The organism is Rhodohalobacter mucosus (genome assembly GCF_003150675.1).
GTDB classification, from domain to species: Bacteria; Bacteroidota; Rhodothermia; order Balneolales; family Balneolaceae; genus Rhodohalobacter; species Rhodohalobacter mucosus.
In genome coordinates, this window is record NZ_QGGB01000002.1 from 60,877 (window position 1) to 74,781 (window position 13,905).

The following is a 13,905-nucleotide window of genomic DNA, read 5'->3' on the forward strand; positions in this document are numbered from 1 at the left end:
AATGGTGTTTTGGCAATGCTACGAAATACACTCCCTATTCGTTTCACAATTTCTTTGTCTTACGTCGGATTGGTACCCTTTAAAAATTTATTTTAGCCGTAAATGAAGGCTGGAAACCCAGGTCGTAGATATCGGCCTGAACCGGTCGCAGCTGTGTTCTTCCCGCCTCCGTTGTTACCACAGGCACCCATTCTCTGTACCAGGGATTATTTCTGCCGGTAAGGTTATACATATTCGCTCTTAATACCACTCCAGCACCCGACAATTCAGCGCTGTAGCTAATGGACAGGTCCGTTCTGATATAGTCGCCAAGCCGTTCCGGTGTATCCTCAAAAAGTGTAAGCCTGTCCGGTGCACCGCTCAGATATGTCCAGCTCAGGTGCAGGTCGAGCCCTGCTGCTGGCGTAAACTGAAAAAGAGTTTTGAATTGGTGTGTGCGGTCCCATTCCGTATAAAACCACTCGCCACTATTCAGCCGTTCGTTTCTCATTTGTGAAACGGACCAGGTGTACGACTGTGTGAACGCTGCTTTTCCAAATCGCTGACTGAATAATAGTTCCAATCCGCTTGCATATCCGTCGTTATCGCTGAACCAGGGCTGATTTTCAAACGATGTGTCCAGGTTCTGAATATTAATTTCGTGATACCTGATATTTTGCTGCCACTTGAAATATGCTTCTGCCTGAAACTTTGCACCACTCCACATGTCAACATAAACTCCTCCCGACAACAGGTCACTCAGGGTTGGAGGCTGTTCGGGAACAGCTGTAATCCATATGTCTGCCGCAGATAAATTATAAATGGAAAGTTTATAGAGGTACTGGTAGTTGCGGCTAAATCCGACTGCCGCCGAAATGCGGTTATTCCGAAATAGCGATAGCTTAACCCGGGGTGACAGATTCAGGTAGTCACCGTCACTGTAATATTGTACCCTTACTCCTCCCTGAATAGTGTGTGATTTTGATTCATCGGTTGTAAGGTCAACGTAAACTTCGGGCATGAAAGGGCCGGAGCCCTGAAAGAAATCCTGACGGCCCAGTGAGTTTTCCAGATAAGCTGAATCAAAAAAGTTCAATGATACTCCGCCTGTAAACATTCCGGAATTGAATTCACCGGATACATAGACATGATTGAGCTCACTTTCATTTTCAAAATTATCCACAAACAAGAGTTGCTGGCCTTCGTTCAGCGAAGGACGCTGATACACAAAGTCTTCTTTCAGCATCTCCGTATAGTAGTAGCTGTATCCTCCCTGAAAATGTAAAAACGAGTTGTTGAACCCCGTGTTTCGGTAATTTGAAATGTTGAACGACCGGTTACCCCAGGTGTTTTTAGTGAGAAACTCGCTCAGATCAAAGCGATTTCCCGGACTGTTGAACCCGGTTCTAACCAGACGCTCCGTTTGCTGTGAAGTACGGTCTCCGCCTGCATATCCGCTTAAAGCCCAGCGGCTGCCTTCAGAATTTTCAATAAATACCTTCCCGTGGAAATCAAAAAACTGTGCCGAAGAATCAAGGGGACGACTGATTCTATCTTCCAGTCTGTCAATATCGTCCGACAAAGAGGAAGGGCGGTCTGTATCAAGGCCCCACGCTATCATGTCGTCAAGTCCAAAGATATTCACCTGATCAATAATAGAGTGTCGCGCAGCAATCATAAAGCTTGATTGCCCCCTTCGGATCGGCCCTTCCAAACTCCCTTTTACTACCGTACTGCTTAATCCAAGGCCTCCACCGTAAGAGTGAAGCGAACCTGACTTTGTAACCAGCGATAACACACCTCCGGGCGGTGCATGGTATTTGGCAGGTGCAACATCATAATAAAAGTTACCCGTGCGGATGATGTCGGAGTTGAAGCTGTCTATCAAACCAAAGAGATGAGATCGGTTGTAGATTACCGAACCGTCAAGCAGCACATTCAGCGCGTCCGAATTACTGCCCCTGATATGCGCCCCATCGGAGAGAGATGTACCGCTGTTCACGGACGGGAGAACCGACAGCATTCTAACCGCATTCGCCTCTCCCGCAGCACTGAATGAACCCGCTTCAAGCATCCCTCTGTAGACGGATCCGTCACTCTTGCCGCTTCCGGAACCCGTTACAACTATTTCAGAGATTTCGTAGGCTGAAGGCGAAAGACGGATGTGAATTTGCCCGGTGCTGTCAATTGAATTACGATTCATATTCAGCTCATACGAATCGTATCCGATATACGAAACGCGGACTGTAAACTCTTCTTCCCCTTCAGGAACAGGAATGCGGTATCTGCCGTGCTGATCCGACTGAGTTATGCTCTGCGTTCCTGAATTTGAAATCAGGGCAACCGTAGCGAAAGGAAGCTGTTCACCCGACAGTTTATCGATAATTTCGCCTGATATTGCTGAAACCGATACAGGGTTGCGTTGTGATGCATAAATAATAACCTGTTTTCGGCTGGAGTCTATTTTAGCGCTCAGATCCCACTTCTCAAGCTCATCCAAAAGTTCAGACTGCCAATTCTCGGAATATGTGAGGTACCCGGTCTTATTGGCAACCAATGCATCTTTATATAAAAACCGGTATCCCGTTTGCTGTTCAAGGTGTTGTAAAATCTCATGAAGCGGATCATTTCCGCTGTCAGGTGCTTGCGAGCCACCCATAAATAGCATTATGAAGCCTAAAATATACGCCATTTCGATTGCTGATTATGGATTTGCCCTGAAACGATATCTGTTTTCCGAGATACGTTCGAATTCTCCCCCAAGGGTAAGCTCCAGATCATCCAGCACCTGGTTGAGATCATCCAGCTGAATTGAACCACTGAGGCTTTCAGATGCTGCAGTGTCCGGTATCACGAGCTCAACATCATAATGGTGGCTCAGCTCCTCGGCTATGTCGCTCAATGTTCGTTCATCAAGATTAATCACGTTGTTTATCCAGCCTGTGAATGTTTCGGGGTTGCCTGATATAGGTGTCGCAGGCCCGCCGGGTTCTAAAACAGAGTATTCACCGGGATCGAGTGTAACCGATTCGCCGGTCCCGGAATCTGAAAACCGAACACGCCCCTCTTCCAGAAATACCCTTACATCACTGCTCCAGGTACTTACCGTAAACCTTGTTCCCAGCACATCTACCCTTCCTTCTTCAGCTACTACCGAAAATGTTCTGCTTGCATCACTTGTAACGTCAAAATAAGCTTCTCCGTCAATTCGATAAGTAACCTGTGCATCCGTTGATTCCTCGGTTTTTAATCTTGAATGCGGCCGCAGGGTAACCACAGATCCATCATCCAGAACCACGCGGGTTTGGTTCGCACCGCTTGTTGCAAGAAACTCCGGTTCAGAATCGGGAAGCGAGAGATAGAGCAGCGATATGAGCAGTGCAACGAGAAATGCGGCGGCTATTTTCAGATACGGACTGCGAATTGTAAAAAGAGTTGCCGTTGTGCCGGATTGCTTTGTATCGGTTTCGATCTGATTTTCTATCGAATCCCACAAATCTGAATCAGCTTTGGCTTCGTGTCGCAGCTGTATTGTACTCTTGTATGTTTCCAGTGCATTAAACAACGAAACCTGGTCAGAGCTTACCGGCTCTCCAGACTCAATCAGCCGGTTTAATGAACGTGCCAGGCTAATGTCTTCAGGTTCAGGTTGATATGTGTCGTTGTTTGCCATGTGTCTGGAAATTTAAGAAGGACAGTTCACCGTCAGATGAACTGTCCACTCTGTGTTCTCTCTGGGGTTTTATTGATTTACTTCACCACTTCGGAGACCCAGCCGCAGAACTTTTTGGATTCTGTCGAATCGGAGAAGCGCTGTTCCGTCGCCTGTCATCTCGATGGTGCCTGAAATGGTTTTCTCCCTGCTCTGACCGTTTGAGGATCCCTGCAGCTCAACCGTATAGGTTATCAGTCCTGTAACTCCCTCTTCGAGTGTTCCATTGGTCTGAACAACTTCCTTGTCGAGCTGAACATCGATCAGATTGAGGCGTACCTTATACGAACGTTCTGCCGTTCCATCGGCCTCCCGAAGCTGCACGGTCATCTCACCTTCGCCGTCATGGCTTCCATCCATGCTCAGTATAGGGCTCTCAGAGTAGAGTCCGCTTGTAAAAAGTGTATCAACACGGCTGAAACTAGAGCTTTTACGTGCAGATTCTACCGATCCGCTTTTCATTCCTTTAAAGTCGATTGTTTCAATCAAATCCTGATCCCTGCGCGGAAACTCCAGAAATTCACCATCTGGATCGGTAAAGATGTACTTATTCAGTACTGAGAGGGATTTGCTTACAAAGGGTCCCTCAAATGATCTTCTGAAGGAAATGATGTGCTCTCCCGTTTCAGGGTTGTATTCGGCACTCCACTCGCTTTCACTGCTGCGGTTTACACTGTTTTCGGACAGAAGTGCGCCGCCTGTTTCACTTACCTGGCCATAACTGATGCCGTCCTGGCTTACGGTGGAAAATGCGTCGTACATTGTTGACATCAATCCGCCTCTCTCTCCCGAAAGGGATTCGCCGACAATTTCTCCTGTCAATTCTATTTCCTCTTCAGTAAGCTCCTGGTCAACAGGATTTACCGTATTACACCCTGCAAAAAGGGCAAGCGCTGCTGCTGTAGCAATAATGATATAAATGTTAGTAGTTTTCATTGTTCTTCTCTTTTGTTATTGGTTGGTTGTACGGCTTATACACAAGAAGCCGGCTTACCCCCTAACGATTTCACGAAAAATTTTTTAAAGCCTTCCTGAGGTCCTTTAAAGCAAGTGCCATATGGTTTTCAACCGTCTTTACGGAAACCTCCATTGCCTCGGCTGTTTCCTTGTGTGTAAATCCCTGGAGATAACAGAATTCAAAAACGCTTCGCCTTCTCTCAGGCATTTCGGACAGCACAGTATGCATTTGTCGAATGGCTTCACTTTGAATCGCCTTTTCTTCGGGATTTACGCCTTCGGACGGCAGTTCATAAGCATATTCGGGCTCTGTATCCTTGCGATCCCTGAAATGGTTAAGCATCCGGTTGTATGCGGTGGTAAAAAGATAGGATCTCAATGATTTTTTAGGGTCAATCTGTTTTCTTTTTTCCCAAATTATTAAAAAAGCCTGCTGGATCAGGTCTTCAGCAGTACCGCGATCCAGACCCTTAGATAGCAGAAACGAGAATAGCGCAGACTGATTTTTGTCGTAGAACTCTTTAAACGCCTTCTTATCACCTGTGCGTATACGCTCAAAGAGACGAATGGTGTCATCATCCGGTTGAACAGACAGGGCCAGAAAGAACAGGATTTCGGTTATCATACCGTAATGAACCAGGTTGGAAGGGAGGGTACGCTCAAAGTAAGGAAAGTGCCATATTTTTAAAAAGACCCTGTCATATTCAAGGTTTGAGCAGGCTTATACCCGGAGAATAACCGATTCGGATATTCCTCTTGTCAATCCAGGACAACAGCCGGTTCAAGCGGCTTAACAACCACTTCGTCATCAGGCTCAAAAAGGATTCTGTTATCCGTATGTACGATATACCGCTCGCCTGAACACTCCACGTAGTATGTTATGTCGTGGCCTTTGAATTCTCTACCCACAATAACACCTTTGCTGCAGCCCTCAGCGGCACCGTTGGGTTTCTCGATAGTAAGGTGCTCCGGCCTGATAGAACAAACAACGGGCCCGTTTGCCCTGCAGTTCAGACGCAGGGACCCCAGTTTGGTATCAATCATGTCTGAGTTTTCAACATCGGCTTCAAAAAGATTGGTACGGCCCAGAAACTGTGCCACAAACTTTGTTTTGGGTTTGTAATAAACCTCTTCAGGCGTGCCGATCTGCTCAATTTTTCCATCATTCATAACGGCAATGCGGTCGGCAAAGGAGAGAGCCTCCTCCTGGTCGTGGGTAACCAGTATCGCGCTCATTCCGGCTCTTTTAAGTATGGAGCGTACTTCCTTTCGCGTGGTATCCCTGAGCATTGCATCCAGGTTTGAAAAAGGTTCATCAAGTAAAACCAGCTTGGGTTCAGGTGCGATAGCGCGTGCCAGTGCTACCCGCTGCTGCTGGCCGCCTGACAGTTCTGCGGGATTCCTGTCTTTATAATCCCCCATACCGGTTCTGCAGAGTACTTCTTCCGCAAAGACTCTTCTCTTGAATTTTGGCAGGTCTGTTAAGCCGAATGCAACATTATCAAGTGCCGACATATGCGGAAACAGGGCATAATCCTGAAAAACAAAGCCTATACCTCGTTTTTGTGGTGCAACCTGTGTGTTTTCTGACGACAACGTTATTCCATCCAGTTTTACCTCACCCCTGTCAAGCCTTTCAAAACCTGAAATCATCCTCAGTGTTGTGGTTTTACCGCATCCGCTCGGACCTAACAGAGCAAATATTTCATTCTCATGTACGGAAAAAGAGACTCCTTTTACAACAGGCACACCCTTTTCAAATGATTTCTCAATATTTCGGACTTCAAGCAGCATGGATGGAGGGTAATTCTATAAAATCAACCTTATTTATATTCAGTCTATTTAAATTAAGTAATTTTTATGATCCTATAAAGAGATCAGTCAGTTATCTTTACAAGATGTTGTTAAATAAGTTGGAAACAATTATGTTTTTAAGATCATAATCATCTGCAAGGCACCCGTCAATTAAATTAAAATACAATGAAAACTGCGTTAGCGTATGTTTTAACCGCCACTTTTGCCATTCTCAGCCTGTATGGCTGCGGACCCAGTGATGAAGAGCTTCGTGAACAGGAAAGAGCCAGACAGCAGGCTGTACAAGACTCCCTGCAATTGGTATATCAGGCTCAAATGGAGGAGATGAGACAGGACAGCATTGAGCAGGCACGGCAGGACAGCATTGCTGAAGCCGAAGCCAGGCCGAGGTTCGAACACTCCGAAACAGGCACCTTTGCCGTACAGGTACAGTCCTGGAGATCCAGGGATAAAGCAGAATCACAGGTCGCTTTATGGCGTGAACGAGGGTTTGAAAATGCGTTTGTCACCGAATACGGCGATCCCGACACAGGGAATGTTTGGTATCGCGTGCGCCTGGGACGATTTGAAACCGAAGAGATGGCTGAAAATGTACGCACTGTAATCAGGGAAGAGCATCAGGCCGACTCATGGATCTCACGCGTAGGCTGAGATGTTCAGCAGAGTCGTGCTAATCCAATCACAATATTGCCAGAAAGTAAAAAGAGCTCCATTGATGGAGCTCTTTTTTTTGGGTTGATGTTATTAGAACCTGAGATTGATGCCAAAGGCAACCCTGCCCACATTGTCATAATTTACGTCCTCAGCACCGCTCAGGTTTGATATCCGGTATTCGATAAATGGATTAATAAGAGGGAGAAGAGTGAGCTCAAGTCCCCCAAAACCATTTACGTAAAAATTGCTCTCGTCAAAACTGGAAGCTGCATTATCGGTGTCAAAATCAAACTGCTCTGAGCCAATCCCAAGCCCTACATAGGGCTTCAGCATTGCAATATTTACACCTGCCGTTACGGCTGTTCCGTAGTCATAAGCCTGGATATCACCGGAAAATGTCTGATTATCCGCTGTTATCGAACTCTCATCATTAAAAAAACTGAAATGCGCTCTCAGATTGAGATCAATAAGGGGAATAGAGTTTAAAAAACTTTTCTCCACCCGCACTCCGAATCCATTTTCAGGGACTTCATTTCTGACTTCGTAGCTTGCCCCTAAACTCCACTGAGCCGAGGCTGTATCGGTTACCGATACCATCAAACCAAGCAGGAATATTCCGTAGAGATATTTCTTCATAATTCGTAACTGTTAATTTAGATTTTGAATGTACACACTGTTAATTAAACAGGTGTGCAAACAATAGTACAAAAAAAGCTTGAAAGTAACGATTTGCATTTTTTTAGGTCTGCGCAACAAAAAAATGAACTTTTTTATGTACAAATAAGATTTGCCGTAACTGCTTTCTGCTCATAAACATGCACTTTATTAGAATAGTTGTGGTTTTACATTCATTTTTACTAATATTAAATGCGCTCAAGTAGCGTCTCTCTTGATGAATAGTCAGGGCATCACACCGGATACGTGTGATGCCTTATTCCTTCCTGAAACTACTCGTCTATATTTTCGTATTCACTGTTTGCTCTGCCCTGTCTATCTTCTATATTTGAAGACTCAAACATATCATAAACAGCTACCGAGCGATGAAAAACTTTAAAATAAGCCACCGTACAACATCCGGCTACGACATTCTGGAACTGGAGGGAGAACTGGATGCTCATACAGCTTCACAACTTGAAGATGCTCTTCGCCAGCTCATTAATGAGGATAAGGCAAATATTATCGTAAACTGCAGAGAACTTGACTATATCGCCAGTGCAGGTCTTGGAGTATTTATGGCCTATATAGAGGATGTAAGAGGTACCGGCGGCGATATTAAACTCACCAACATGAATGAGAAAGTGTACAGCGTATTTGATCTGCTGGGATTTCCAACACTGTATGATATTCTTGAAGATGAGCGCGATGCGATAGAAAAATTTTCTTCTGAGGCATAGACATAATTCAATCATCTTGAAAAAGACTGCTACATACCATATTACGGTTGGCGCCTCAACCAGAAACTTGTCTGTTGTGCGCGAATTCGTAACAGAACATACCAAAGCAGAAGGTTTTTCTGACACGGTTGTGAGTGATGTGTGTCTTGCTGTTGATGAAGCCTATACCAACATTATCAAACACGCCTATAAATTTGACCCCACCAAGAAAGTTGAGGTCGACCTGGAGTTTGACCCTGAAAAAGTTTGTGTTTGCCTTACCGATACCGGAAAAAGCTTTGACAAATCGAGCTATACTGTACCGGATATCCCAAAACAGATCAAGAATAAGAAAAGAGGAGGAATGGGGGTCTTTTTAATTCAGAAACTGATGGACCGCGTGGATTACAAAACGCGCGATAGTGAGAATGAAATAAAAATGTACAAAAAAAGAGAAACTGAATCGTGAGTAAACTGCCCGTAAAGGATGAGTTGCAAAGCCGTTTTGAAATGAAAACGGTTCTTGATACCAGCCGGATGCTTATAGAGTCGAAAAGCAGTGATTTTGTACTGAGTAATTTGCTTCTCATTATCATGGGCAAGCTCTTAACCACCCGCGCTGCGGTCTTGCTTTACGATCCGGTTAAAGACCAGTACAGAATTGAAAAATCCAAGGGTATTCACCCCCCCGAGCACATTGACATCAATCTGAATCCTGATCAGAAAGAGTGTTCCCTTCTCTACTATAAAGATCACCGGGATGAACTACCCGCACTTGCAGAAAATATGGAAGGAGCGGTCTTCTTTCCCCTTCGTACAAGCAATCATCATATTGGCTTTTTGTACCTGGGTGGCAAACCCGGCAACCAGCCCTATACAGGTAGGGAGCTGGAGTTTGTTGAAAGCCTGTGTATTATTTCATCTGTGGCTATTGCCAATACACAGCTTTTTGAAGAACTGCGGAGAACAAACCGAAAACTCGATCAGAGAATTCATGAACTGAACACACTGTTCGATCTTTCCAAGGAATTCAACCTGCTTACTGACAGAAACAAGATCACCAATATCTTCAAATTTGCCCTGCTGGGTCAGCTTTTTGTCAGAACTTTCTTCCTTATCTACAAAACACCGGATAAAATAGCCGTGCTGGGCCTGAGCGGACTAAAGAAAACACCGGAAAGGGATGAGTTTGAATCCATTTTTAATGAGTGCCCCACGGATATTTTTGTGCCTGACGAAACCTTTCTGGATGAACATCCCATGATCCGGGACAACCAGATCGCCAACCTGATTGGAATAACCATACAGGGTGAAAAGGTTGCGGTAATCGGAATCGGTAAACGGGTGAACGGTGAGCCTTTCGCTGAAACAGATTTTAATTTCCTGAAATCGCTTGCCAATCTGGCTATTGTCTCCATTCAGAAAACATATCTCCTTGAAGAACGAATCGACAAAGAGAGAATGGAAGAGGAACTCTCCATTGCCAAGTCTATCCAGCGCGGGCTGCTTCCCGACCCGATTCCGGAAATCAGCGGTGTTGACCTTGCCGCCCGCAATACCTCGTCAAGAGAAGTGGGCGGCGACTACTACGACGTGGCAACCACACCCGACGGCAACACGATAATTGCTATTGCCGATGTAACGGGCAAGGGGGTGCCGGCTGCCCTTTTAATGGCAAATCTGCAGTCCATGCTTCATGTGCTTTTGCCCGTTGATATTTCACTGGCAGAAGCCACTGAGCGAATCAACAATTTGATTCACAGAAATACCCCCAGTGATAAATTCATTACTTTTTTCTGGGGCAAGTATATTCATGAGAAAAATATTTTCAGCTATGTAAACGCGGGCCACAACCCGCCCCTGCTGCTCAGACGAGACTCCGATGAGTTTGAAGAGCTGAGTGATGGAGGCCTGCTTTTAGGCGCAATGGAAACAATGATGCCCTACGATCAGGTTGAGGTGTCTCTTGAGGAAGGGGATTTGATCGTTTGTTATACTGACGGTGTCAACGAGGCTATGAACCCGGCGCAGGATGAAGAGTATGGCGAAGAACGGCTAATGAGCTGCATCAGGGAAAATCGGGATTATCCATCCGAAGAGATCCTGAATCGCATTGAGATGGATGTTAAAGAGTTTTCCAATGACATCCTTTTTGATGATCTGACGCTTGTGATCATCAAATTACGGTAGTCTCGACATGCTTGTGCCGAAAACTCCTGATATGCCGCTCTGCTGCCGGTTTTCGGCAAGTGCGATCACAGCTTCATACGTTCTGTAGCGGTTCATGATCTCCTTTACGTATTGAACCGGTTCAATTCCGCGGGCAAAACCGAATCGCGCATTCTGATAGTATCTTCTCTGCATCAGTTTCAGCAGCGCATCTGCCACATTTTCCCATTCATTGGGATTTTTGTTCTGGTCGATAGCCAGCCTTCTGGCATCTGCCATATGACCAAGCCCCACATTATATGTTGCCAGCGCCATGGCGATCATATTGGTACTGTCCATATATGAGTAGTGCATCATGTGCTCTTTCAGGATTCTGGCCCCCTCACGGATATTGACCATCGGATCGTAAAGCCGATCGTACTCCACTTCTACAAATCTTGGCATGACCTGCATAAGGCCCACGGCGCCGGCCCAGCTCTTACTTTCCGGATTAAAACTCGACTCCTGTGCAATCATGGCAGTTAACAAAAGCCAGTCGAGTTCCATGGAATCTGCAACTGCTTTTACCATATCATCATACGGTGAAATAATTCCAAGACTCTGGAACTGCCAGTCGGGATTATAATATTCTGCCACCTGTCGGCTTTCACCGAAGTATTTTTTTCTGAGTACATTTAAAAACGTAGATCGGCGCGGACGCTCCCGGTCTTCCGTAAACCTGAAATGCTTGTAGAGAAACCGATTCATTCTGGATTCAAGATCGGGTGCATTTTTTCTGATTGCCCATGCTATTGTATCGTTTCTGGAGATTACCGGTCCTGCAAAAAGACCCTCCATATAGCGATTGGTTGCATCGAACATATTGTCATCCGCCACAGTTGCCAGGTACTCACCCTCGGCCACCTGAACCAGGGTTGTTTCGGTGTCCATCACGTCCGGAATCAGATCAATCTCAATGTCGAGGCCTCTTTCTTCAATAATCCGTGTGAGTGTAGAGTAGTAGGAGCTGTTCCGGCGTACAGAAACGGGTATTCCCGAACCGGACAGCTCTTCAAGCGTTCCGGGATAAGCCTGTACGGAGGATGAGAAAACAAGCAGCTGATCAACCAGGTTATAGGGCCGTGTAAAGTTGACCCATTCTCTTCTCTCAGGCGTAATTGTATAGTTGGCGGCAATTACATCGCCTTCACCGCTGTTTAGCAGATCATATGGATTTTCATCATCTCCAATAATGACCACTTCAAGTGCAAGATCATTTTCACGGGCGAACTCCTTTACAAGCTCGTACTCGAATCCCACTTCAATACCCTGGTTCAGAAAATAGGTATTTGATGAATAGTGGGTAATCATCCGCAGCACGCCGCTTCGGCTGATTTCAGCAAAATCGCGCTGAACGGGCTCTGTTACGGAGAGTAATTTCTGATCGGCTTCGGCTACGGTCTCGGTTTCCTGGTCGGCCACAGTACAGCCGCTAATCAATAAGGCTGAAAAAATAAGCGGCAGCGTAAATCCCGTTCTCTTCTCTTTTATTTTTTTTCTGTCAAGAATCATGTATTACAGGTTCGTTCCTGTTGTAATAGTCTGCCCTTCGCAGATGGTTTGTATACACCTTCCGCAAACCCCGGCAACATATTTGTCATTGATCCTGCTACGATATAACACGTCGTGAACAGTTTTCGTTTTATGCGAAGATGAGGCTCATCGCACATCAATGATCTGTTTTTTTGCTAAATCTTTATTTGGTCTCTGTGCTTAATTTCACTCTGGCGATAAATTAGGACAAATGTCTCAGAGCGACAACATTTGTTGAGATATTATAATATTATGAAATAGCTTATGTAAATGATATTACTTCACTAACACTTATTTTACACTCTATCTGCGATTGCGGACAAGACGCCGGGTCCATGTAAGTGCCACACCCAAAACAACAACAACCATTGCGCCAATGGAGAGTATTGAGGGAACTTCACTGAATATGAGATAGGCAGCTCCCGCCGCCACCACGGCTTCAGAAAGTACCAGGGTGGAAAGAAGTGTCGGTGAGATGTATTTGACAGCATAATTCATCGCACCATGTCCCAGAATGGTTGGTCCTGCAGCAAGGGCTATCCCCACCCATACGGCAGTCAGTGTTATTTTCGGCACTCCCGCCGTACTGACTATGCTGAGAACGGCACAGGTAATCGTTGCGTAGAGATAGACAAAAAACACGTAGTCTATCCATTCGGTGTGCTGTCTGATTTTACGGCCCAGCAGAAAATAACAGACAAACACAATGGCCGCAGTTATTGCCATACCGTTTCCCAGCAACGCCTGGGGAAACTGCTCCATCTGGGAATCGTCTGCCAGCCCCAAAAGAACCGACCCGCTAAAGGCCAGAAATACTCCAACCCAGACAGGAAGCCTGAATTTCTTTTTGAAAATCAGACTTTCAGCCACGATGAGCATGACAGGGTGCATCGTAACCAGAACGGAAGCTGATGCAACCGATGTATAGTGAAGAGAACCGATCCAAAATGAAAAGTGGGCTCCCAGGCTGACCCCTGCACCCGCCAGAAGCCATTGCGAAACCCCGCTTTGTTTAAGCTCTTCCATTGAAGCGCGCTTTGCAAACCAAAAGGGAAACAGCATAAGAACGGCAAAACCGGTTCTGAGCGCTGCAAGTGCAATGGGATCGGTTTCGAGTGAAAAACGAACCAGTATAGGCGCAAACCCAAACGTAAGCATGCCTGCGGCAAGAAAAAGAACTACCTTAAGGAGTGGGGTGTCCGTATGGTTCGCGGCCGGAACAGACACTATCGGATCCGGTCCATCGACTTCACCAGTTCTTCATCTTTTTTTATTGACCGGCCGGCCAGCCAATAGAACATCAGAGCCAAAACAATAAGGCCGGAGCTCAAAACCTCCTGCCACAAAAATGTTCCGAATCCGCCAAGAGAAAACAGAATTCCGGCCGAAAAACCAATTGCCACAATTTGCATGTAGGTACCTGCTTTTACAATGCGGATTTGCAGGCTTCTGTTCTGATAGAGGAATATGGCAGCTGCTGCAATCAGGAATGCCAGAGTGAGGAATATTGCAAACCCAATGCCTATCCACCCGGCCGGATCATTTACAGCATGCCGGTATATGGGAGTAAAAAAGACGGATATGTTCAGTGCTGCTGCCAGAAAAAGATAGACAGTTTGTATTCTCTGGATCAAACCTTCAAATTTTAATTTTCATTTCATCAAAAATATGAAA

General features: G+C 45.7%; 13 protein-coding genes. 4 read left to right on the plus strand and 9 right to left on the minus strand.

Annotated elements, in window-relative coordinates:
- Positions 1-79: 79 nt before the first annotated feature.
- The 5 genes from DDZ15_RS01370 to DDZ15_RS01390 form a co-directional block, all read right to left on the minus strand.
- A complete protein-coding gene (locus DDZ15_RS01370) occupies positions 80-2,671 on the minus strand; it encodes a TonB-dependent receptor (protein ID WP_109644100.1) in 2,592 nt (863 codons plus the stop codon).
- Positions 2,672-2,683: 12 nt separating this feature from the next.
- Positions 2,684-3,652: a FecR family protein gene (locus DDZ15_RS01375; protein ID WP_109644101.1), complete on the minus strand. Its 969-nt coding sequence runs from the start codon at positions 3,650-3,652 to the stop codon at positions 2,684-2,686.
- A 69-nt stretch (positions 3,653-3,721) separates the two neighbouring features.
- Entirely contained in the window at positions 3,722-4,627 is a 906-nt protein-coding gene (locus tag DDZ15_RS01380) for a hypothetical protein (RefSeq protein WP_109644103.1), read from the minus strand.
- Between the two features lie 70 nt (positions 4,628-4,697).
- A complete protein-coding gene (locus tag DDZ15_RS01385) occupies positions 4,698-5,273 on the minus strand; it encodes an RNA polymerase sigma factor (RefSeq protein WP_109644105.1) in 576 nt (191 codons plus the stop codon).
- A 134-nt stretch (positions 5,274-5,407) separates the two neighbouring features.
- Entirely contained in the window at positions 5,408-6,442 is a 1,035-nt protein-coding gene (locus DDZ15_RS01390; protein ID WP_109644106.1) for an ABC transporter ATP-binding protein, read from the minus strand.
- Between the two features lie 186 nt (positions 6,443-6,628).
- On the opposite strand from DDZ15_RS01390, the gene DDZ15_RS01395 reads away from it, so the two are divergent.
- On the plus strand, positions 6,629-7,114 hold the full coding sequence (locus DDZ15_RS01395; RefSeq protein WP_109644108.1) for an SPOR domain-containing protein: 486 nt from the start codon (positions 6,629-6,631) through the stop codon (positions 7,112-7,114).
- A gap of 93 nt (positions 7,115-7,207) precedes the next feature.
- Here the strand turns inward: DDZ15_RS01395 and DDZ15_RS01400 are convergent, their stop codons facing one another.
- Positions 7,208-7,753, minus strand: a complete 546-nt coding sequence (locus DDZ15_RS01400) for an outer membrane beta-barrel protein (protein ID WP_109644110.1) — start codon at positions 7,751-7,753, stop codon at positions 7,208-7,210.
- A 404-nt stretch (positions 7,754-8,157) separates the two neighbouring features.
- On the opposite strand from DDZ15_RS01400, the gene DDZ15_RS01405 reads away from it, so the two are divergent.
- The 3 genes from DDZ15_RS01405 to DDZ15_RS01415 are packed head-to-tail and all read left to right on the plus strand — an operon-like array spanning position 8,158 to position 10,680.
- Entirely contained in the window at positions 8,158-8,511 is a 354-nt protein-coding gene (locus tag DDZ15_RS01405; RefSeq protein WP_109644112.1) for an STAS domain-containing protein, read from the plus strand.
- Positions 8,512-8,527: 16 nt separating this feature from the next.
- Positions 8,528-8,959: an ATP-binding protein gene (locus DDZ15_RS01410; protein WP_109644114.1), complete on the plus strand. Its 432-nt coding sequence runs from the start codon at positions 8,528-8,530 to the stop codon at positions 8,957-8,959.
- Positions 8,956-10,680 carry a SpoIIE family protein phosphatase gene (locus DDZ15_RS01415; protein ID WP_242978833.1) on the plus strand — a complete coding sequence of 575 codons (1,725 nt, stop codon included), beginning with the start codon at positions 8,956-8,958 and terminating at the stop codon, positions 10,678-10,680. Before DDZ15_RS01410 ends, DDZ15_RS01415 begins: the two co-directional genes overlap by 4 nt.
- On the opposite strand, the gene DDZ15_RS01420 is transcribed toward DDZ15_RS01415, so the two are convergent.
- From DDZ15_RS01420 to DDZ15_RS01430, 3 genes are all read right to left on the minus strand, one after another.
- Positions 10,672-12,210, minus strand: coding sequence for an MltF family protein (locus tag DDZ15_RS01420; RefSeq protein WP_109644117.1), 1,539 nt, complete (start codon positions 12,208-12,210; stop codon positions 10,672-10,674). The genes DDZ15_RS01415 and DDZ15_RS01420 overlap by 9 nt on opposite strands.
- Positions 12,211-12,534: 324 nt before the next feature.
- Positions 12,535-13,458 carry a DMT family transporter gene (locus DDZ15_RS01425; protein ID WP_242978835.1) on the minus strand — a complete coding sequence of 308 codons (924 nt, stop codon included), beginning with the start codon at positions 13,456-13,458 and terminating at the stop codon, positions 12,535-12,537.
- Positions 13,458-13,865: a DUF4293 family protein gene (locus tag DDZ15_RS01430; protein ID WP_109644119.1), complete on the minus strand. Its 408-nt coding sequence runs from the start codon at positions 13,863-13,865 to the stop codon at positions 13,458-13,460. The genes DDZ15_RS01425 and DDZ15_RS01430 overlap by 1 nt, the downstream gene beginning before the upstream one ends.
- Positions 13,866-13,905: the final 40 nt, after the last annotated feature.